The sequence below is a fragment of the Microbulbifer sp. ABF4_143 genome, from assembly GCF_056160225.1.
The window spans coordinates 83,224-105,316 of record NZ_JBSWWT010000015.1 but is presented as its reverse complement, the minus strand read 5'-3'; the positions used below and the strand labels follow the sequence as shown (position 1 = coordinate 105,316).

The 22,093-nt window shown below is 62.8% G+C and carries 16 protein-coding genes; 6 read left to right on the top strand and 10 right to left on the bottom strand.

Annotated features, from left to right (window positions below):
• The first annotated feature begins 107 nt into the window (after window positions 1-107).
• Entirely contained in the window at window positions 108-1,583 is a 1,476-nt protein-coding gene (locus ACXAF3_RS13085) for a peptide MFS transporter (protein ID WP_475112754.1), read from the top strand.
• Window positions 1,584-1,647: 64 nt separating this feature from the next.
• On the opposite strand, the gene ACXAF3_RS13080 is transcribed toward ACXAF3_RS13085, so the two are convergent.
• From ACXAF3_RS13080 to dnaX, 10 genes are all read right to left on the bottom strand, one after another.
• Window positions 1,648-2,829 carry a vWA domain-containing protein gene (locus ACXAF3_RS13080; protein ID WP_475112753.1) on the bottom strand — a complete coding sequence of 394 codons (1,182 nt, stop codon included), beginning with the start codon at window positions 2,827-2,829 and terminating at the stop codon, window positions 1,648-1,650.
• A gap of 119 nt (window positions 2,830-2,948) precedes the next feature.
• Window positions 2,949-3,794, bottom strand: coding sequence for an AAA family ATPase (locus ACXAF3_RS13075; protein ID WP_475112762.1), 846 nt, complete (start codon window positions 3,792-3,794; stop codon window positions 2,949-2,951).
• Between the two features lie 198 nt (window positions 3,795-3,992).
• Window positions 3,993-4,694: a YEATS-associated helix-containing protein gene (locus tag ACXAF3_RS13070; RefSeq protein ID WP_475112752.1), complete on the bottom strand. Its 702-nt coding sequence runs from the start codon at window positions 4,692-4,694 to the stop codon at window positions 3,993-3,995.
• Between the two features lie 184 nt (window positions 4,695-4,878).
• The gene (locus ACXAF3_RS13065; RefSeq protein ID WP_475112751.1) at window positions 4,879-5,259 is read right to left on the bottom strand and encodes a hypothetical protein; all 381 of its coding nucleotides are present in this window, start codon (window positions 5,257-5,259) and stop codon (window positions 4,879-4,881) included.
• 96 nt (window positions 5,260-5,355) lie between these two features.
• Window positions 5,356-5,805, bottom strand: coding sequence for a YcgN family cysteine cluster protein (locus ACXAF3_RS13060; RefSeq protein WP_475112750.1), 450 nt, complete (start codon window positions 5,803-5,805; stop codon window positions 5,356-5,358).
• A gap of 11 nt (window positions 5,806-5,816) precedes the next feature.
• On the bottom strand, window positions 5,817-6,104 hold the full coding sequence (locus ACXAF3_RS13055) for a YcgL domain-containing protein (protein WP_475112749.1): 288 nt from the start codon (window positions 6,102-6,104) through the stop codon (window positions 5,817-5,819).
• Window positions 6,101-7,231: a ribonuclease D gene (gene rnd, locus ACXAF3_RS13050; protein WP_475112748.1), complete on the bottom strand. Its 1,131-nt coding sequence runs from the start codon at window positions 7,229-7,231 to the stop codon at window positions 6,101-6,103. The genes ACXAF3_RS13055 and rnd overlap by 4 nt, the downstream gene beginning before the upstream one ends.
• Before the next feature lie 8 nt (window positions 7,232-7,239).
• The gene (gene recR / locus ACXAF3_RS13045; protein ID WP_475112747.1) at window positions 7,240-7,845 is read right to left on the bottom strand and encodes a recombination mediator RecR; all 606 of its coding nucleotides are present in this window, start codon (window positions 7,843-7,845) and stop codon (window positions 7,240-7,242) included.
• A 23-nt stretch (window positions 7,846-7,868) separates the two neighbouring features.
• On the bottom strand, window positions 7,869-8,213 hold the full coding sequence (locus ACXAF3_RS13040) for a YbaB/EbfC family nucleoid-associated protein (RefSeq protein WP_475112746.1): 345 nt from the start codon (window positions 8,211-8,213) through the stop codon (window positions 7,869-7,871).
• A 48-nt stretch (window positions 8,214-8,261) separates the two neighbouring features.
• On the bottom strand, window positions 8,262-10,184 hold the full coding sequence (gene dnaX / locus ACXAF3_RS13035; protein WP_475112745.1) for a DNA polymerase III subunit gamma/tau: 1,923 nt from the start codon (window positions 10,182-10,184) through the stop codon (window positions 8,262-8,264).
• Between the two features lie 225 nt (window positions 10,185-10,409).
• Between dnaX and ACXAF3_RS13030 the strand changes: the two genes are divergently transcribed.
• The 5 genes from ACXAF3_RS13030 (at window position 10,410) to ACXAF3_RS13010 (ending at window position 22,060) form a co-directional block, all read left to right on the top strand.
• Entirely contained in the window at window positions 10,410-10,937 is a 528-nt protein-coding gene (locus tag ACXAF3_RS13030) for an RNA polymerase sigma factor (RefSeq protein WP_475112744.1), read from the top strand.
• A 425-nt stretch (window positions 10,938-11,362) separates the two neighbouring features.
• The gene (locus ACXAF3_RS13025; protein ID WP_475112743.1) at window positions 11,363-12,424 is read left to right on the top strand and encodes a FecR family protein; all 1,062 of its coding nucleotides are present in this window, start codon (window positions 11,363-11,365) and stop codon (window positions 12,422-12,424) included.
• Window positions 12,425-12,558: 134 nt separating this feature from the next.
• The gene (locus ACXAF3_RS13020) at window positions 12,559-15,456 is read left to right on the top strand and encodes a TonB-dependent receptor (protein ID WP_475112742.1); all 2,898 of its coding nucleotides are present in this window, start codon (window positions 12,559-12,561) and stop codon (window positions 15,454-15,456) included.
• Between the two features lie 553 nt (window positions 15,457-16,009).
• Window positions 16,010-18,808 carry a TonB-dependent receptor plug domain-containing protein gene (locus ACXAF3_RS13015; protein WP_475112741.1) on the top strand — a complete coding sequence of 933 codons (2,799 nt, stop codon included), beginning with the start codon at window positions 16,010-16,012 and terminating at the stop codon, window positions 18,806-18,808.
• 246 nt (window positions 18,809-19,054) lie between these two features.
• Complete coding sequence (locus ACXAF3_RS13010) at window positions 19,055-22,060, top strand: TonB-dependent receptor domain-containing protein (protein WP_475112740.1); 3,006 nt, start codon at window positions 19,055-19,057, stop codon at window positions 22,058-22,060.
• Window positions 22,061-22,093: the final 33 nt, after the last annotated feature.

The window sequence follows — 22,093 nt, the reverse complement described above, 5'->3', positions numbered from 1 at the left end:
GCGCTGGCGCAGGCTTGAACCATCTGGCGCTGAACTATACTGAGGTCGATTGCCCTGCCCCGTGCCCCCGAAGGCAATAGACACCCCACAACTTGCGAGCGGTACCCATGCAAGATCTGAAACCCAAACCACCGACCAGCGCCGGGGAAATGCTCGGCCACCCCAAGGGCCTGTTTCTGCTGTTCGGCACCGAGATGTGGGAGCGCCTCAGCTATTACGGCATGCGGGGCATCTTCGTCTTCTACCTGACCTCCGCGGCCACCGCGGCGGTGTTCGGCTGGGAGCAGCTCTCGGAGACGGAGCTGCAGTCCAAGGCGCTGTCCTACCTGGGCTGGTACGCGATGCTGGTGTACCTGACGCCGATCGTCGGCGGCTGGATGGCGGACAACCTGTGGGGGCAGCGCCGCTGCATCATGTTCGGCGGTGTGCTGATGATGCTGGGGCAATTCGCACTCGGCTTTCCCCACGGCTGGCTGCCGGACGGCAGCGAGATCTATATGCTGTGGCTGGGCCTGGCGCTGATGATTCTCGGCAACGGCTTCTTCAAACCGAATATCTCCACCATGGTCGGCGACCTCTACGACGAGGGCGATCACCGCCGCGACACCGCCTTTACGATTTTCTACATGGGTATCAACCTGGGGTCGATTCTCGGCTATCTGGTGATCGGCTGGATCGGCGAGAAGGTGAACTACCAGTTGGCCTTTTTCGTCGCCGGGCTCGGCATGCTGCTGGGACTGATACTGCAGGCCACCCAGGCGAAGCGCTACCTGGGCGAAATCGGCAACCAGCCTTCGGCAAAACTCGGCCTGAAGAAAAACGTCGAGGACAAGCATGCACCGCTGACCCGGGAGGAGCGCGACCGCATCAAGGTGATACTGATCCTCGGCGTGTTCACCGTGATCTTCTGGGCCGGCTTCGAGCAGGCGGCCGGATCGATGAACCTGTTTGCGAAGTACAAGACGGACCTGATGATCGGCGGCTTCGAGATTCCCGCCAGCTGGCTGCAGATGGTCAACCCGCTGTTTATCATCATCCTCGCGCCGATCATCGCCAGCATCTGGGTCGGCCTCGGCGACCGCGAGCCGAATTCGCCGGCGAAATTCAGCCTGGGGCTGGTGTTTCTCGGCCTGGGCTTCGTGTCCATGTGCGGCGCCGCGCTGCAGATCGGCGATTCCGAAACCATCAAGGCCAGTATCTGGTGGCTGGTGTTTGCCTATATCTTCCACACCATCGGCGAGCTGTGCCTGTCGCCGATCGGCCTGTCGATGGTCACCAAGCTGTCACCGCTGCGCTACCTGTCGCTGATGATGGGGCTCTGGTTTGCGTTTATCGGTATCGCCAACAAGGGCGCGGCGGAGATCGGCAAGCTGGTGGGCGAATCGGGCCCACTGGCCACCTTCGGCGGCGTGGCCATAGCGGCGATCGGCGCCGGCATTATTCTGTTCTTCCTGCGCAACAAGCTGGTGGACTGGATGCACGGCGTCGAGGAGGCGCATGTGAAGGTGGTCGAGTCCACCAAGGAAGAGCTCGGCATTACCGCCGACCACGAGGGCGCACCGCCGCGGCATTTCTCGGACTGACGAATGGTGAATGATGAACCGGGACTCAAACCCGTGTTCATCATTCCGCATTCATTTTTCCCAATCAGCGCCCCTTCACCAGATAGGCGATGGCCCTGTCCAGCCCCTCCAGCGTCATCGGGTACATATGCCCGCCGACCAGGCGCTGGGTCAGGCCGATACTGGGCGTGTACTGCCAGTATTCCTCCCCCACCGGATTCAGCCATACCAGCTTGCCGTAGGTATCGGTGACCCTCGCCATCCAGGCCGCGCCCGGCTCCTCGTTCATATGCTCGACACTGCCGTAGCGGCTGGTGATCTCGTAGGGGGCCATGGAGGCGTCGCCGACAAAGATCACCTTGTAGTCTTTGCCATAGGTGCGCAGCACTTCCAGCAGCGGCGTCGATTCCGAGTAGCGGCGCTGGTTGTCCTTCCACACGTGTTCGTAGATAAAGTTGTGGAAATAAAAATATTCCAGGTGCTTGAACTCGGAGCGGCAGGCGGAGAACAGCTCCTCGCACACCCGCACATAGGGATCCATGGAGCCGCCCACGTCGAAGAAGATCAGCACCTTCACCGCATTGTGCCGCTCCGGCACCATCTTGATATCCAGCAGGCCGGCGTTGCGCGCGGTAGAGGAGATGGTGTCGTCCAGGTCCAGCTCCTCGGCGGCGCCGGTGCGGGCGAACTTGCGCAGTTTGCGCAGCGCCACCTGGATATTGCGCGTGCCCAGTGTGATGCTGTCGTCCAGGTTCTTGAACTGGCGCTTCTGCCACACCTTGACCGCGGAGCGGTTGCGACTGCTGCCGCCGACGCGGATGCCCTCAGGGTGATAACCGCTGTTGCCGAACGGGCTGGTGCCGCCGGTACCTATCCAGCGGTTGCCGCCGCTGTGGCGTTTCTTCTGCTCCTCGAGGCGTTTCTGGAATTCCTCCAGCAGCTTTTCCAGACCGCCGAGACTCTCGATTTTTGCCTTTTCCTCTTCGGAAAGCTGCTTGATAAATTCCGCCCGCAGCCAGTCTTCGGGAATCATCTGCTCGAGAATATCGTCGAGGGTCTCCAGGTCCTTGAAGTAGGCGTCGAAGGCGCGATCGAACTTGTCGAAGTGCTTTTCGTCCTTGACCAGGCAGGTGCGGGCGAGGAAGTAAAACTCCTCCAGGTCGGCGAATACCAAGCGCCGCTGCAATGCCTCGAGCAGGGCCAGCAGTTCGGTGATCGAGACCGGCAGTCTATAGCGGCGCAGGTTGAGGAAGAATCCGATCAGCATAACAATTCGCGGCTAGCGTGTAGGATGGGCAAAGGAGCGCAGCGAGGTGCCCATCATCTGGCGTGGCGATGGGCACGCTGCGCTTTGCCCATCCTACATCTCGAACGCATCCGCCGGGATCAGCGATTCTCCCGGCGCGCCATAAAGGCCAGGCGCTCGAGCATATGCACGTCCTGCTCGTTCTTCAGCAGTGCGCCGTAGAGCGGCGGAATCGCGCTGCTGTTGTCGCGGTTTTTCAGCACCTCCTCGGGAATATCGTCTGCGAGCAGCAGCTTCAGCCAGTCGATCAGCTCGGAGGTGGAGGGCTTTTTCTTCAGCCCCGGCACTTCGCGCAACTGGAAGAAAATATCCATCGCCTCGGTGACCAGCTGGCGCTTGATACCCGGGTAGTGCACCTCGACGATCTTGTGCATCGTGTCCCGGTCCGGGAAGCTGATGTAGTGGAAGAAACAGCGGCGCAGGAAGGCGTCCGGCAGTTCCTTCTCGTTGTTGGAGGTGATGATAACGATCGGGCGGTGCTTGGCTTTCACCGTCTCGCCGGTCTCGTAGACGAAGAACTCCATCCGGTCCAGCTCCACCAGCAGGTCGTTGGGGAACTCGATATCCGCCTTGTCGATCTCGTCGATCAAGAGCACCACCCGCTCTTCGGCCGCGAAGGCCTCCCACAGCTTGCCGCGCTTGATGTAGTTGCGGATATCGTGGACCCTGTCCACCCCCAGCTGGGAATCGCGCAGGCGGGAAACCGCGTCGTACTCGTACAGGCCCTGCTGCGCCTTGGTGGTGGATTTGATATGCCACTGGATCAGCTTCAGGCCCAGGCTGCGCGCCACCTCCTCGGCCAGCAGCGTCTTGCCGGTGCCCGGCTCGCCCTTGATCAGCAGCGGCCGCTGCAGGGTGACCGCCGCGTTCACGGCCATCTGCAGGTCGTCGGTGGCTACATAACTGTCGGTGCCGGTAAATTTCATCGTCACTCTCGTATCTGCGCTTGGGAAACGGCAGATATTAAGTGATTCGGGGAGGGGAGCCAAAGGCGGAATCAGCCAGATCGAATGACCGGCGGGACATCGTCGGGCGGGCCTGCGGCCCGAATGGAGAACCGGAACGCCGCTTTCCCGGCAGGCCAAAGGCGGAAGCGATCAATTTGGGCAATCAATAGCCGGTATCTAACCGCTCACAACGCGGCCGTCGGTCGTCTGGGTGCTGCGGCGGCGCACCACCTGGCGGCCCTTGTCGGTGATATACCAGCGGATGCCCAGGTGGCTGTGGATCTTGCCCACCATCTCCAGCACCAGCAGGCTGTTCAGGGCTCGGGCGACGGAATTGGTCTCCATGCCGCTCTCCTGCACCATGCCGGACAGGGAGCGGAACACGCAGTCACCGTTGTTCAGCAGGCCGAGCACATGCAGCGCGTTTTCGTCCAGCTTGCGAATCAGGTTGAAATCCAGCGCCGGCCCCTGCTCCGGATCGCCCTCAATCTCGTGCTCCAGCAGCGGCATCATCTCCAGTTGCATCGCACGCAGCTCCTGCTCCAGGTTCTCGACCCGCGCGCGGGCGATGCTGGCGTCGCGCAGCTGGCGGCGCGCGGCGTTGAAGACGAACATGCGCGAGGCGATGGCGGCGAGCAGGCAGTAGCCGGTGAAGATCAGCAGGCGCGACGGGTCGCCCTGAATCTCGATCAGCAGGTCGCTTTGGGTGAACTTCAGGAAAATCGGCACCATCAGCGCGCCGCACAGCCCCATAATCAGGCAGCGCGCGAGACCGGCCGGATCCTCCTCGGTAAACAGCATCTGGTAGTAGTTCACCAGGCCACCGAGGATGCCCGATACCAGCATTACCGCGGTCAAGATAAGCAGATGGTCGAGCATCCGTGTTCCCCTGCCGTGTACCAGCCGGCACCGGCATTTTTCTATTCCGACGGGCTCCGCGCCAATGGCGGGGCCAGCCTTATAGATATAGCAGCTGTCGCAGGGGGCAGTAGCGGCGGAGAGGGGATGCGGCGCCTTTGATCCGGGGCTGAGACGCAGGCCCCGGTCACTCGTGACCGGGATTCTATTGCTCGTTGAAGTAGGGATCTTCGTCCGCGCGCCGGCGCTTTTCGCGCCTGTGGCCCAGATAGAGCGTTACCAGGCCCCAGATCGCCATCAGCGCCAGCGCACCGCCGGTGGCAAACACCAGGTTGGCGGTGACCTCAGGCGCGGCGCCGTCTTCTTCGAACAGCGTCTGGTAGACGAACAGCGGCAGCAGCGGCACGGCGACCGCATCCGGCGCCGAACCGCGCGCGGGAATCAGCAGCGCGGCGGCGAAGGTCAGCAGCAGTGTGCGGCGCGGCCAGCCCCACTTCCAGTTGCGCATAAACCACCAACCCGCCAGCAGCAAAAGCAGGGTGCCGGCGGCGTAAATCGTCCAGGCAATTCGATACTCTTCGGCCATAGTTTTCGTTCTTCAACTTATACAATCGAGATAAAGCCCCGTCGTTGCGGCGCAGGCCGGCATGAGGGGTCTAAGCAGTTGCGGACCGGTTGCCGATCAGTGGTCGCCCACCCAGTGGACGATATGCTCTTCGAAATCGTCCGGGTGCACCAAGTCCTCGCTGATGACACAGCCGCGCACGGAGATACCCGCTTCGTGGACCGACTCGGCACGGCCGGATACCAGCGGGTGCCAGTCCGCCAGCGGGCGCCCCTCCGCGAGGGTGCGGTAGGCACAGGTGGCGGGCAGCCAGTCGAACCCCGGCAGATCCCGCGCGCGCAGCTGGATGCAGTCGGGCACCCGCAGCTTGCGGTTCGCGTAGTCGCCACAGCGACAGGAGTGGGTGTCGAGCAGGCGGCAGGCCACGTTGGTGGTGTACACCTCGCCGCTGTCCTCATCCTCGAGCCGATGCAGGCAGCAGCGGCCGCAGCCGTCGCAGAGGGATTCCCACTCGGCCTCTGTCATCTGTTCGAGCGGCTTGCACTGCCAGAAGGGCTTGTCGGCCATCGCCTGCCGGCTCAGCGCTGCAACTTGCAGTTCTTGGCCGCGATGGCGCCCATCTCGGAATCGACCAGCGGCGGCATCTGCAGATAATAGCCGCGCTCGGAGATCTCGTTCAGGACTTTGTTCGCATCCGCGCGCGCGAGTTTTCTCTCCGGGGTCATCAGCAGGGTGGTGACATGCTGCGGCCTGCCGAACAGGTTCAGCAGGTTTTCCGGCACCCGGGATGTGCCCTCGCGCTTGTCCACATAGAGGTACATCTCGTCTTTTTTGGGGCTGCGATAGATATCGCACAGGACTTTCATTTCTTTTCCTCTCCGCGCAGCTCGCGCAGGGTTTCAAGCAGCGGTTCGCCGACCACCGATGCGCGCCAGCCGCGCAGGCGCCCATGCAATTCGGGGCGGTCCGACTGCACCAGGGCCTCCAGCTCTTTTTTGCGCACCAGTATTTCCGCCGGCAGGTTTTCCAATTCGGCAATGGCCGCCACGCGCTGGCGCAGCAGCTTGAGCCACTCGCCCTCGCGGCGGCTCAGGGGCTGCGGCAGCGGCGGTGGCACATCTTCGCGCTCGGCGGCGCGGGCGATAATCTGCAGCAGGGTATCCCCGTGCTCGCGCAGTGTGCGCCCCTCGAGCCCCGGCTGAGCCAGCGTCGCCTTGTGGCGCGGCAGCTGCTGGGCCAGGCTCAGGCAGACGCTTTCCTTCAGCAGATGATTGCGCGGCAGATCCCGCAGCCGCGCCTCGCGCTCGCGCCAGGCGCAGAGATCCTGCAGCGCCGCCAGCTGCGCACCGCGCAGGCGCCAGGCCCCCTTGACCTTCTGGTAATAGAGCTCCGGCGGCTGCGGATTCCGCGCGGCGGCCACCAGCGCGGCGCAGTCCTCCTGCAACCATTCCAGCCGTCCGCGCTCGCGCAAGCGCTTCAGCAACACGCCGTACAGCAGCGGCAGCCAGGCCACATCCAACGCCGCGTAGTTTTTCTGCGCCTCGCTGAGGGGCCGCTGCAGCCAGTCGGAGCGGGTTTCGCTCTTCGGGAGCTCGATATTGAGCAGCGCCTTCACCGTGGCGGCGTAGCCGAGGCCGGCGCCCATGCCGGTCAGCGCCGCGGCTATCTGGGTGTCGAAGATCGGCTCGGGGATGGCGCCCAGCAACCGTTCCAGAGTCTCCAGATCCTCGCTGCAGCTGTGCATGATTTTGGTCACACGGGTGTCCAGCAGCAGGTCGCGCAGCGGCTGCAGATCGTCGATCGCCGGAGTGTCGATCAGAAAACAGCGCTCGCCGTCGCCCACCTGCACCAGGGCCGGCTGCGGGTAGAAGGTGCGGCTGCGCATGAATTCGGTGTCCAGCGCTATGGCTTTCTGCCGGCGCCAGTGCGCGCACAGATCCGCCAGTTGTTCGCCGCTGTCGATCCAGACCGGGGTGGTATCTACTTTCAGCATCTGCGTCCTCAACCACCCTGAAAAAAGGCGGTGCGGCTGTTGAAGGCGTGGGCCAGGGTGCCGCCGTCGATATACTCCAGCTCGCCGCCGATGGGCACGCCGTGGGCGATACGGCTGACCGCAACGCCGCAGGCCCGGGCCCGCTCGGCGATGAACTGCGCGGTGGCCTCGCCCTCCACCGTGGGGTTGGTGGCGATAATCAGCTCTTCCAACTCTTCGCTGGCGAGCCGCTGTTCCAGCAGGTCTATGCCGAGATTCGCCGGGCCCACACCGTCGATGGGCGACAGGTGGCCGTGCAGAACGAAGTAGCGGCCGTGGTAATTTCCGGCCTGCTCTATGGCCAGCACATCTGCCGGTGTCTCCACCACGCACAGGGCTTTGGGGTCGCGCCGGCTGTTGCTGCACAGGGCGCAGATCTCCTGCTCGGTCAGGGTGCGGCACTGGCCGCAGCGGCCGACCTTCTCCACCGCCTGCTCCAGGGTGCGCGCCAGAGTGCCCGCAGCATCGCGGTCCTTTTCCAGCAGGTACATCGCCATGCGCTGCGCCGACTTTGGGCCGACGCCGGGCAGGCAGCGCAGGGCGCGGATCAATTCTTCAATCAGGGGGCTAAACATGGTGTTGAAAACTCGGGCGCGACTCAGAAGGGGAACTTGAAGCCTTCCGGCAGATTGATTCCGGCGGCGAGATTGCCCATCTGCTGCTTCTGCAGTTCCTGTGTTTTTTCCTCGACGCGGCGCACGGCGTCGTTCACCGCCGCGGCGAGCAGATCCTCGAGCATCTCCTTGTCTTCGCTGAGCAGCTCCGGATCTATTTCCACCGAGGTGACGTCGTGGCGGCCGTTCATCGTGACCTTGACCATGCCGGCGCCGGCCTCTCCGCAGATGCGCAGCTCATTCAGCTCCCGCTGCATCTTCTGCATTTTTTCCTGCATCTCGGCCTGCATCTTCTGGGCCTGCTGCATCAAATCGCCCAAACCTTTCATCGTGAACCTCATTCGCTGTTCGGTGCGCGCAGCGCACCCTGTGTAGGGTTATTCGGCGTCCACCAGGGACTCCACCGAGTCGGGCAGCAGTTCGGCGCCCAGCTCCCGCTGCAGGTCCTGCACCAGCGGATCCGCCGCCAGCGCATCGCGCGCGGCTGCCAGGCGCGCCTCGCGCGTCGCCGCGGCCAGCCGTGCCGGCGTGCTGCCCTGCACCTGCCCGACCTGTATCTGCACCACAACCGGTTGCTGGAAAAAGTCACTGAGCAGGTCTGCCAGGCGGCGCTGGTGCACCTCGTCGTACAGGCTGCTGTAGGACTCGTCCAGAGTAAAGGAAAGTATATTGTCCTGCCTTCCGACCAGTTCCAGGTGGAAGGCGATGGAATGCAGGATGCCGCTGACACCCAGCTGGCTGTAGAGGGCGGGCCAGCTGCCCGGCGTCAGCGCATCGAGGCGAGCCGGGGCCCTGTCGGGAACCGGGGCCCGGGGTTCGGGCTTCGGGGGCGGCGGAGAGGCCTCCACTTCCGCAACCTGCTGACGCAGCTGCTCGCGCAGTGCGGCACGCAGGTCTGTCTGCGGCTGCGGGGCCTCGGGCCGCGGCTCTTCAGGCGCAGCTTCGGCAACCGGCTGCGGCGGCGCTTCGACGACACCCGCTGCGGCCGCCGCGGGCGCCTGTGCCGCCTCCGCAGCCGGCGCCTCCCAGGGAGGTGTACTATCGGCAACGGCTGCGCCGGCCTCGGCCGGCTCAACGTCCGCCTGCGGCTTTTTTTCCTCGACCAGCGCCTCTTCTGTGGCCTGCGCCGCCGTATCTGCCTGGGCCTGCGCGGGTGCCTGCACCGGCGCCGCCGCGGTGCCGTTCGGCAGGCTGGCGCGGGGAATATCGGCCACGCCCTGGGGGCGGAAGGCCAGCATCCTCAACAGGGCCATCTCGAAGCCGCTGCGCGGATCCGGTGCCAGCGGCAGGTCGCGGCGCGCCAGCAGGGCCATCTGGTAATAGAGCTGTACATTTTCCGGCGCCAGGCGCGCGGCCTGTTCGCGCAGGCGTTCGCCGTCGCCGAGGGCATTGTCCACCGATTGCGGCACTACCTGGGCCACCGCGATGCGGTGCAGGTTGTTGGCCAGCTCCGCCAGGGCCGCGCTGTAGTCCGGCGCCTGCTGGGCCAGCTCTTCCACCGCGGCGAGGAGCGCCGGGGCGCTCTCGTCCGCCAGGGCCTGCAGCAGTTTCCAAACCAGCCCGGAATCGATGCTGCCGAGCATCGCGCGCACTTCGGCCTCGCTGATCACGCCGCCGCCGAAGGCGATGGCCTGGTCGGTCAGGCTCATGGCATCGCGCATACTGCCGTCGGCGGCGCGACCCAGGTGCCACAGCGCCCCCTCCTCGAAGGGCACCATCTCCTGTTCGAGCACGAAGCGCAGGTGCTCGACCACCCGCTCCGGGCTCATATTCTTCAGGTTGAACTGCAGACAGCGGGACAGCACCGTCACCGGCAACTTCTGTGGATCGGTGGTGGCGAGCAGGAATTTGACGTGCGGCGGCGGCTCTTCCAGGGTCTTCAACAACGCGTTGAAAGAGCTGTTGGAGAGCATGTGCACCTCGTCGATCAGGTAGACCTTGTAGCGGCCCCTGGTCGGCGCGTACTGGACGTTCTCCAGCAGTTCGCGGGTATCCTCCACCTTGGTGCGCGACGCCGCATCCACCTCGATCAGGTCGACGAAACGCCCCTCGGCGATCTCGGTACAGGCGGTACACTGGCCGCAGGGCTCGGAGCTGACGCCGCTCTCGCAATTCAGGCACTTGGCGAGGATGCGCGCGATGGTGGTCTTGCCCACCCCGCGGGTACCGGCAAACAGGTAGGCGTGGTGCAAACGATCGTTGTCCAGGGCGTTGATCAGCGCCTGGAGCACATGCTCCTGGCCCACCATCTCCCGAAACAACCGCGGCCGCCACTTGCGCGCCAGTACTTGATAACTCATCCGCTCTCCGGCGCTCTGGCGCCTCTACCGTACCTTAAGAATTGGGCGCCGGCTGGCGCCGGGGCCATTATACCGGCATAGACGGCGAGGGATAGCGGGCGACCGTTGCGATGACCGGAAGCCCCTCGTCGCCGGGCCGAGGCCTGTGATATAACTGTGCGCCTGCTCGCCAAAGCCACTAAACCAATAACCGCGGCGAGTGCAGTACGGGGAAACCGCCATCTGATGAATAAAGCTCGGAAAACGCTTCTGGAAAAGCTGTTTGCCGACCACGGCCAGGCACTGGTGCGCTTTGTGGCACGCATTGTCAAAAGCACCGAGGACGCCGAAGACATAGCCCAACACGCCTACCTGCGCTTGCAAAAGCTCAGCGACGAGAAAGAGCTGGACAACCCGCGCGCCTACCTCTACCAGATCGCCAACAACCTGGCCGTAGACCAGCTGCGCCGCGGCAAGCTGCATATGGAGTATGTCAGCCAGCAGATGCCGGCCGAAGGCGAGTCTGTCGGGGACGACCACGCCGACCACCTGTCCCCTGAGCGGGTACTGGCGGCGCGCCAGCAGCTGCAGTCCATCTACGAGGCCATGGACAGCCTGCCCCTCAAGTGCCGCCAGGCATTCCTGCTGCACCGCACCCGCGGTCTCTCATACAGCGAGATCGCCCGGGAGATGAACACCTCGGTCAGCAGTGTGGAGAAGTACATACTGCAGGCGCTGAAAGTGTGCCGCCGGCGGATAGAGCGGCACGGGTAGCGGGCAGATAGAAATGGGGGCAGCCCCGAAAAGGAAGAGGGACGGCCGCCACCTGGCGCGCAAATCACCCCACCGGCCGCAACTGCATTGCAAAAACACGGGCAAGTGCACAGGCTCCGTGCACGAAAGCCCCCATCCATTCACAAATTTACTTGAGGGGGACCGCCGGTCGGTCGTCTTATCTCAGAGCCCGGTCATTTGAACACAAATACCGGCGCGAAGAGCAAACAAAACGCTAAAATAGCGCGGCGTTAGCGACAGTTATTGCGGCAACCATAGAGCGCACTGAAAAAACGCGCCAAAAAATCGGCCGCAGACGTAAAATGCACAACAAAAGTGCGGAGCGGGAAGCTTCCAAAAGGCCGGTTTTGGCAGGGTATTTGGCAAAGCAAGCAAAGCAATACGGTTTGGCAAGGTAGAGAGCGGTGAATACAGCGGGCGTACAAGAGGTACCAAACGAAGAGAGGCTGGACCAGGCCTGCGCCTGGATCGCACGCCTGCGCTCGGATGCCGCAAGCGCCGCCGACCGCCGCGAATTTGCCCGCTGGCTGGGCCAGTCAGAGGCGAACCGCCGGGCCTTTGATGAGATGAGCGAACTCTGGGGGGATCTCGGCGCCCTGGCGCGGATGCCGATCGACACCCTGTTCCCCGAGAGCCGCCCCTCGGCGGGATCCGGCGCCCGCCGCGCAGAGCGCGATACCCGCATCGCCGCGGGCAGCGCGGCCGCCGGCGGCTGGAATTTCGCCCAGTGGCTGATGGGCGGCGGCCTGGTCGCCGCCTGCCTGGTTGTGACCCTGTGGGTGGGCAACCAGTGGCTGGGCGGCGGCGACCTCCGCGAGCAGACCTTCGTCACCCAGGTCGGCGAGACCCGCACCGTGACCCTCGCCGACGGCTCCCAGGTCCAACTGAATACCAACTCCGAGCTGCGCGTGGCCTTCAGCCGCGATGAGCGCCGCACCCAGCTGCTGCGCGGAGAGGCCTACTTCGATGTCGCCCGCCAGACCGCGCGCCCGTTCACCGTTGCGGCGGGCAAAGCCAATATCCGCGTGCTCGGAACCGAGTTCAATGTGGAGCGCAACCCCGACAGCACCCGCGTATCCGTGACCGGCGGCGTTGTCGCAGTAAGTGAGGCGCAGAGCGCGCCCGGCCTGCAGCCGGAGTCCGTGAAGCTGGTCAAGAACCAGAAGGTCAGCGTTTCCAGCGGCGGCCTCGGCGAAGTCAGCCGCACCTCCGCCGAAGAGGCGCTGGACTGGACCCGCGGCGTACTGGTATTCGAGCAGACCCCGCTGGCGGAGGCACTGGAGGAGTTAAATCGCTACCTGAAAGTGCCCGTCGCAGCCGACCCCAGTGTGCGCGAGCGCAGGGTATCCGGCACCTTCGAGCTGTCCGATCCGGACAACACCCTCAAGGCCATCGCCACGGCGCTGGACCTGCACCAGGACCACAGTGACCCTAACCTGACTCTCTTGTCTCCCAAGCGGAACTAAGTTATAAACCCGCCTGGGCGATCGTTTATTGTACAGCCTCTGTACGTCCCGCCCGTAACAACACCCAAATACAACAAGAGAAAAGCCCTCGCACATCGCGGCGCGGGGGCAGAACAGGCGAGACGGGCACTCCATTGAATTCACGGCTCTGGGCCACACTGTCGCTGGCGACCTCGATGGTGCTCTCCGAAGGGGCCCTTGCCGCCTGCCCGGAATCCGGCGTCCACCTGCCCGCCGGCAATCTGTCACGGGCGCTGATATCCCTCGGGCGCCAGTGCAAGATCTCCGTACTGGTGCAGACCTCCTCCGCCGCCAACTACACGCTGCCGGAACAGGCACTGCCGAGCGGGGACGGCGACTTCGAGCCGGTTCTTCAACAGCTGCTGCGGGGCTCTCCCTTTACCTATAAGCGCGTGGGCCCCGGCGCGGTGGCGGTGATGATCCGTGAAAGTGAGCCCGGGGAGGATCCCGAACCGCTGCCGGCGCAGACCGAGGAAGTGACGGTCACCGGCCGCAGCCTCACCGGCAGCCACCTGCGCCACCTGCAGCTGGACAGCTATGCCCCCATCGACGTGCTGGCCCAGCCCGAACTCGAGATCACCGGTGCCCAGACGATTGCCGAGCTGCTGAAGTTCCTGCCGGCGGTTTCCGGCAATTCCACCAGCACTTCGGTCAGCAACGGCGGCGACGGTACCGCCACGGTGACACTGCGCGGCCTCCCCGCCAGCAATACGCTGGTGCTGATCAACGGCCGCCGCATCGTCAACAACGGCTTCGGCGGCGAGGCCGCAGACCTGAACACCATCCCCCTCTCCGCGGTGGATCGCATCGAAATCCTCAAGGACGGCGCCTCGGCGGTCTACGGCTCCGACGCCATCGCGGGCGTAGTCAACATCATCCTGCGCCGCGATTTCGAGGGACTGTCCCTGAACAGCTACTACGGCCAGGCGCAGAGGGGCGACCAGCAGACCGAATCCCACCATTTGACTTGGGGCAGGAGCGGCGAACACGGCCACCTGATGGTGAGCTTGGCGTACTACCGCCAGGGCGAGCTGAAGAGTCGCGACCGGGAACTGTCTGCGTCCGCGGACAACCGCCACCGCGGCGGCACTGACCAGCGCTCCTCCGCATCCCCGTCCGGATATATCGCCCTGAATGATGGGCGGGTGCTGACCAACAGCGCAGATGGCGGCTACCGCCAGTGGACCCAGGAAGACCGCTACAACTACCGGGAATTCACCTCCGCGGTGGTACCATCCGATCGTCTGTCTGTCTATGCGGAGGGAAACCTGGACCTGGATGAAGACAAGCAGGTCTTCGTGGAGATCATGGGCATCCGCACCTCGGCAAAAGCCACCATGGCGCCGACGCCGGTGTTCACCCGTTTCGACAACGGCGACCTGAGCATCGCCGCGGATCAAGCCTACAACCCGTTCGACCAGGAAATCCTCGATGTGCGCAAGCGGGTCCTGGAGCTGGGGCCCCGCATCCAGAAAAACCACACCGATACCTGGCGCCTCAATTCCGGACTCAAGGGCAGCTGGGACGACTGGGAGTGGGAGCTGACCGCCGCCCTGCACTATACCCGCGCCGCCGAACGCCTCAACAATCTGATCGATCCGCTTGCGCTCGCACAGAGCCTAAAGGGCCCCGATATCTGCAACCCGCAGAGCGGCTGCGTGGCGACCAACCTGCTCGGCCCCAGCGGCAGTATCGACGCCGCACAGCGGGATTTTATCCGCGGGGAAAGCCTGGTGGACGGCGCCACCCGTATGACCTCGCTGACCTACGTCGCCAACGGTATCCTCGGCAGCAGCGGCGCCGGCGACATACTCGGCGCCGCCGGTGTGGAAGCGCGCCGCGAAGCGATCGACTTCCACTCCAACGATGCGATGGGCCTGTCGTTCGTCGGCGGCAACGCCTCCGGCTCGGCGGAGGGTCAACGCATTATCGGCGAAGCCTTTGCCGAAATTTCCATCCCGCTGCTCGAGGACAAAGTCTGGCTCGACGGCGCCCTGCGCTATTCCGATTACAGTGATTTCGGCAGCACCGCCAACCCCAAAATAGCGCTGCGCTGGCGGCCGTCGCGGTCGTGGATGTTGCGCGCCAGCTACGCCACCGGCTTCAAGGCGCCGACACTGATCGACATGAACCAGAGCGGCTACCAGAGCCAGGAGTTCCTATTCGACCCCTGCACCAGCGCGGAAGCCGATGCCCTGCCCGGCTGCCGCGGCCAGGCCGACGGCGCGCGCATTCAGTATTTAACCGAGTACGGCGGCAACCCGAACCTGCAGCCGGAGACCTCCGACAACCGCTCCTTCGGCGTCGTGTGGACACCCGAGCAGCTCAAAGGCTTCAGCGCGACGCTGGACCTGTTCGATATCCGCCAGAATGACGTCATCGACACCAGCCCCCAGTACCTGATCGACAAAAACGCCTACGCGGGCCTGTTTACCGACCGCGTCCTGCGCGACGAAAAGGGCGATATCACAAAAATTTCCGCCACGCGCCTGAATATCGGTGCGCGCGAGGTACGCGGATTCGATCTGACGCTGCGCTACGAGCACTACTCGGAAGCCCTGGGGCAGTTGCGCTGGTCACTGAACTCCAGCCATATGCAACGCTACCTGAACCAGGCGGCGCCTGGCTCTCCGGTCGAAGATCTGGCCGGCACCTTCTCCGATGCCGCCAGCGGCGGTGCCGGCTCGCTGCCGCGCTGGAAAGCCAATACCGGCATCTACTGGCACAAGGGGCGCTGGGAAGGGGGCTACACCGTTCATTTTGTCGACGCGCTGGAGGAGTCCTTCACACTCGACCAGGCCCGTGTGACCCGCAAAATCGAAAGCTGGTCGACCCACGATCTGCAGCTCGCCTATGCCCTGCCCCTGGGGCTGCGATTCGCAATCGGTATCGACAATCTGCTCGACCGCGAGCCGCCATTTGCCGCCACGGCATTTAACGACAATTTCGACGGCCGCACCTATGATCTCAGCGGCCGCTACTGGTACACCACCCTCGCCTACAACCTCTAGGGAACCTCTGAATAAGTCCGTGATGTCTCTGGCTCTCAGAGCGGTTCACAATCAAGGCGCGGCTTCGCAGGAATGCCTAGACCTTTCAAGAAGTCGCAACGCAGAGTGTGAATCGCTCTGAAAGCCCCGAAGGGCAGGGCCTGAAGGCCGCAGCTGCTGCGTTGCAGCTCTTGCAAAGGGCTGGGCCATTCGCGGCGAGCTGCGCCTAACATCTGCAGCCTTCAGGCCCCGCAGAGACATTACGGACTTAATCAGAGGTTCCCTAGGGAATTACTCACAGGTTCCCGAGTGCGACACTCGAATGTTCGCTCGCGGTTACTTTCCCCGCGATTCCCGCGCCAACCCGGCACCGCATCACACCTCACTGTCGCCGTTATCCAAACGAACTGGAATGCACGAACGTACCAATAGACGCCCGATTGTTCGCCAAGGCCATTGACCGGCGAAAAAATGTTCTAGTGTTTTAGCAAGCCTCTGTTGATAGAAGTTTGCAGTTGTCAGGGAGGGCACCGCCGTATTTGGCGTCAAGAATCGGTATCAGGAGAGGTATACCATGGACAGATCCCGCCTATCCCGGGCAATTAAGGGCGCAATTGCAGCCGCGGCCGTTTCCACCAGTTTTGCCACCTTGTCGTTTGCTCAGGAGCTGGAAGAAGTCGTCATCACTGGTACGCGTATCCAGCGCACTACAGACGCCACCAGCGCCGTCCCCGTCAGCGTATTCGATGCCGCGGCGCTGGAGAATTCCGGCAACACCACACTGGAAGACTTCCTGCAGGAACTCCCGGCCATGACCGGCGGCCAGTTGGGTTCCTCCGTCAACAACGGCAACCCCGGCTTGGCCACGGTCTCCCTGCGCGGCCTCGGCTCGTCGCGCACCCTGGTGCTGCTGAACGGCCGCCGCGTAGTATCCGCCGGCCCGCTGACCGGCACCGTGGACCTCAACACCATTCCCGTCTCGATCATCGAACGGGTGGAAATCCTGAAAAGCGGCGCCTCGTCCATTTACGGTTCTGACGCCATCGCCGGCGTGGTCAACATCATCACCAAGAAGGACTTCGAAGGCGCGGAGCTGCGCGCCGACTACGGTATCACCGATGAGAGCGACGGCGAAGAGTGGCTGGCCTCAATGACCTTCGGCGCCGAGGGTGAAAAAGGTCACGTAATGCTGAACTGGGAGTACAGCCGCCGCGACGACATCTTCCAGGGCGACCGCAAATTCTCCGAATGCCCGCTGTTCGAATCCGGCGACCAGGTCCTGTGCGGCGGCAGCGGCACCACCTACCCCGCTCACTTCTTTACCGTAGAGGGCAGCCCGTTTACTGCCCGCACTGGGGAAGACAGTCTGATCGTCGACCCAGAAACCGGGCAGGTGCGCGCGTTTGACGCAGCCAGGGATGCATTCAACTTCGCCGAGTTCAGTTACCTGGTCACCCCCCAGGAAGTGTTCTCCATTTACGGCTACGGCGAGTACGAGCTGTGGAACTTCGAGGACTGGACCACCGTCAATGCCTTCAGCGAGCTGCTGTACGTCAACCGCCAGTCCGATCAGCTGCTGGCCGCCGAGGGCACCTTCTGGATCCCACTGGTACCGGCCGACCACCCGGGCAACCCCATCGACGAAGACGTCTTCGTCGCGCGACGCCTGTTCGAAACCGGCGGCCGCTCCTTCACCCAGGATCTCAGCACTTGGCGCGGGGTCATCGGCTTTAACGGAGAGCTGGCCAACGAGTGGCTGTGGGACATCTCCTACACCTATGCCCGCTGGGTGGACACCCAGATCGATCGCGGCCGCGCCAACCAACCGCGCTTCGATACTCTGCTCGGGTCCATCGATCCCTCTACCGGCGAGCCGGTATCCACCCCCTGCGCGGACGATCCCGACTGCCCCGGACTGTTCAACCCCTTTATCCGCGACAGCTTGACCCAGGAGATGCAGGACTACGCGCTGGTGACCAACTCACCGGTGGAGAAGGAGACACTGCGCAGCTTCCAGGCCAACCTGACCGGCGACTTCTGCGACTTCTCCCTCACCAGCGAACCCTGGCAGTGGGCCGCGGGCTACGAGCACCGCTCCGAAACCGTCGAGGTCACCGCTGACGGCGCGGCACAGATTGGACAGATCTACTTCGTACAGGGCACCGACTGGGGTGGCAGCTACGACGTGGACGAGGTCTACTTCGAGGTACGCGCCCCCATCATGGAGGGAGAACCCTGGGTCGACCTGCTGGCGTTCGAGGTTTCCGCCCGCTACTCCGACTACAACACCATCGGCGACGACACCACCTTCGGCGCGGTGATCGAGTACGCCCCCCTGGAGCAGTTGCGCTTCCGCGGCACCTATTCCGAGGGCTTCCGCGCCCCGGGCATCGACGATCTGTTCAGCCCGCCGGTGCTGTCTGCGGAAACCTACTCGGACCCCTGCTTCGAGTTCGACGCCCCCGGCACAGACCCGGTCGTCCAGGCCAACTGTACCGCCGACGGCGTGGACCCCAACAACGAAAACCTCGCCTCGCCGCAGGCCACCGGCTTCTTCGCGGGCAACCCGGACCTGGACAAGGAGACCTCCGAGAGCTGGACCCTGGGCATCGTGTGGACCCCGACCTTCGTCGAGGACCTCAGCTTCACGCTGGACTACTTCGACATCCAGGTGGAAGACGCCATCGGCACCTTCACCACAAACCAGATAGTGAACAACTGCTACCGCAGCCCCAACTTCTCGGATCCGACCTGCGACCTGCTGCTCGGCCCGGAAGCGGTGGGCCAGTTCCCGGGCACCGATGGCCCGCGCCGCGCCGCCAACGGCACCATCGCCGGCCAGGCCCTGATCACCCAGAACATCTCGACCTTCGAGACATCCGGGGCCGATCTGGGGGCCAACTACAGCATGGACGTGGGCCCGGGCACGGTGACCTTCCAGGGACTCGCCACCTATCTGCGCGACTACAAGTTCCAGGCCAGCGCGTTCGACCCGGAAATCGATCTCGCCGGCAAGTTCGGCACAGACCCGGTCACCACCCGCACTGCCGCCTTCCCGCGCTGGAAGTTCTACCTGAGCGGCGACTACGAACTGGAGTACTGGAGCATAGGCACCACGGTACGGGTCGAAGGCGAAGTCAGCGACATAGACCCCCAGCCTACCGACCTGGCCACCCAGGTGGACGCCACCTGGTACCAGGACATCCGCGCCAGCTACTTCTGCTGGGAAGACATAAAGATCTCCGGCGGCATCCGCAACGTCTGGAACCAGCAGCCCCCCTATGTCACCAATTACGATGACATGAACACCCTGCCGCTGAACTACGACACCGTGGGCCGCTTCTTCTACGGCAGTATCACCTTCTCCTTCTAAGCCCCCCGCCCCGCCCGCCCAGGGCGGGGCTTCCCCACCTCCCCAGATCATTTTTCAGCCAATTCGACCTCCCAGTCCTGACATTACGAAGTAATGGAAAAAAAGTTGCGATTTTTTTGAGGGACTTCTGTGCCCGGTCGTCATTACCTGTGTTGGGAGGGAAGTGGCCGCTTGGGGGTAGCCATTTCCATCAATCGCCATTCAAGGCAAAAGACTATAAATCCAACGATCAAGAGAGGATTTACAATGAAAAAGAACCTCCTGTCTGTAGCTGTTAAGGGCGCTCTGGGCCTGACCGCGGCTGCGATTATGGTTCCAGCCATACCCGCCCTGGCTCAAGATGCGGAAATGGTCGAAGAGGTTGTTGTAACCGGTTCGCGTATCGAGCGCGCCAATGATGTAAGCGTAAGCCCGGTTACCTCTGTAAGCGCCGAAGACTTCAAGGCTACCGGCGTTGTACGTGTTGAAGATCTGATCAACGACCTTCCACAAGTCGCCGCTACCCAGACCGCCGGCCAGGCCAACGGCTCTACAGGTACTGCGACAGTATCCCTGCGCGGCTTGGGTTCACAGCGCACACTGGTACTGATCGACGGTCGCCGTATGCCGGCTGGTTCTCCACTGGCAGGTGGCTCCGGCGCCGACCTGAACCAAATCCCGGGCGCCCTGGTTGAACGTGTTGAAGTACTGACCGGCGGCTCCTCCGCCACCTACGGTTCCGACGCTATCGCCGGTGTTGTGAACTTCATTATGATGGACGACTTTGAGGGTGTCCGCTTCGAGACCCAGACCAGCGTCTACCAGCACAACAACGACAACAGCAAGATGCAAGACCTGGTTACCTCCAACGGCTTCGATGTGGCTGATGGCAGCGTGACAGATGGCGAGACCAATGATTTCTCACTTATCATGGGTGCCAACTTAGATAACGGCCGCGGCAACGTCACCGCCTACGCCAACTATCGCAAGATCGATGCGGTCTTGCAGGCCGATCGTGACTACAGCGGTTGTGCCCTGCGTGGAGGCCCCGACAACTTCGACTGTGGTGGCTCCTCTACAGTACCCTGGGGCCGTTTTACTGACTTCGGCCTGAACAAAGGTGATACCACTGAAGGCTTCGACTACAGCGTCGACGGTGACGGTTTCACCCCGTTCAACCGCCTGTACAACTACGGCCCGCTGAACTACTTCCAGCGTCCGGACGAGCGCTGGACCATGGGCGCCTTCGGTCACTACGAGATCAACGAGCACGCCGAAGCTTACACCCAGGTAATGTACGCCGACGACCGCACCGTTGCTCAGATCGCTCCATCCGGCGCTTTCTTTGTGACCAACGACCTATACTGCGGCAACCCCTTCCTGTCTGATGAGCAATTCGACGCCATCTGTGGTGTTTACGGCCTGACCGAAAACGACTTCATCAGCGACTTGGTAGTTACCAATACCGATGACGACGGCAATGTAACCACCTCGCCCGGTGCCATCTATATCGGCCGCCGTAACGTAGAAGGTGGTCCGCGCCAAGACGATATGCGCCATACCACCTTCCGCGGTGTGTTCGGTGTTCGCGGCGACATCAACGAGAACTGGTCTTACGACGTATACGGTCAGTACTCCGAAGTTAGCCTGGAGCAGACCTACCTGAACGACATGTCCGTAACCCGCATCCGTCGCGCCCTCGATGTCCGCACTGACGATCGTCTGAAACCTAACGGCGATCCCGTAAATGCAGAAACATATGGCAAGCCGGTGTGTCAGTCTGTACTAGACGGCTCTGATCCGAACTGTGTGCCCTGGAACATCTTCCAGGAAGGCGGCGTGACCCAGGAAGCGATCGATTACCTGGTACTGCCGTTGTACGCCCGCGGCACCACCGATCAGGAAATTATCTCCGGATACGTGACTGGCGATCTGACCGATTACGGCTTGAAAATGCCGACCGCCGATAGCGGTATTGCGGTTGTCATGGGCCTGGAAAGCCGCCGCGAATCGCTGAACTACTCTCCGGATTCCGGCTTTGAGAACGGTGAAGGTGCTGGCCAGGGCGGCCCGACTCTGGGTGTAGACGGCTCTCTGAGCGTGAAGGAAGTCTTTGGCGAAATGAGCGTGCCTCTGGTAAATAGCAAGCCGGGCATGGAATACCTGGGCCTGGAATTGGCATATCGCTACTCCGACTACTCCACCGATGAGCAGACAAACACCTACAAGGTGGCCGCTGACTGGCAGCCGACCGCTGACCTGAAGCTGCGCGCCAGCTTCCAGTCTGCCGTTCGTCACGCCAACATCCGTGAACTGTTCCGCGCTCAGACCATCGGCCTGTTCGACATGACTATCGACCCCTGCGGCTCCCGCACCGATGCCGATGGCAACGTGATAGGTCCCGAGTACAGCCAGGAAGAGTGCGCCAGAACTGGCATCTCTGCGGCCAACTATGGCGGTAACATTGATTCTCCGGCCGGCCAGTACAACTTCATCGGTGGCGGCAACCCGGACCTCGCTCCGGAAGAGTCTGAGACCTTATCTTTCGGTTTCGTTTACTCTCCGTCCTTCGTCGAAGGCCTAACTGTTAGCGCCGACTACTTCAACATCGAGGTAACTGAAGCCATTGCAGGCATTCAGCCGGAAACCATTCTGCGCAAATGTGCGGAAACTGGCGATGCCCTCTTCTGTGACGCAATCAACCGCGGCGGCAACGGCAACCTGTGGATTGGCTCTGCAGCAATCAGCGCTACTGACGTCAACATCGGCTTCTTCGAAACCGAGGGTGTAGATATCAACACCAACTACAGCTTTGACGTCGGTGCTTACGGCTCCATTGACATGAACTGGATTGCTACTTATCTCACCAAGTGGGATCAGCAGGAATTCGTTGGTCAGCCGGTTGAGGACTGCGTGGGTGTATGGAACGGCTCTTGCGGCACTCCGACTCCGGAATTCGTAAGCACCGTTCGCGCCACCTGGGCCACCCCGTGGAATGTTGACGTTACTGGCGGCTGGCGCCATATCGGTGAGGTGACCGACCTCGGTGCCAACGGCGCAGACTTCGATGCAGTAAACTACTTCGATCTGGCTGCATCGTGGGCTGCTTCCGACAACATCACTATCCGCAGTGGTATCAATAACGTAATGGACGAAGAGCCGCCTCTGACTGCCGACGCCGGCGCTGGCATCTTCGGTAACGGCAACACCTTCCCGGGCATCTACGATGCTCTGGGCCGTTACGCATTCCTGGGTGCTACTGTAAACTTCTAATTCTCCTGAATTAGCAAGCCTTACAGAAAAGGC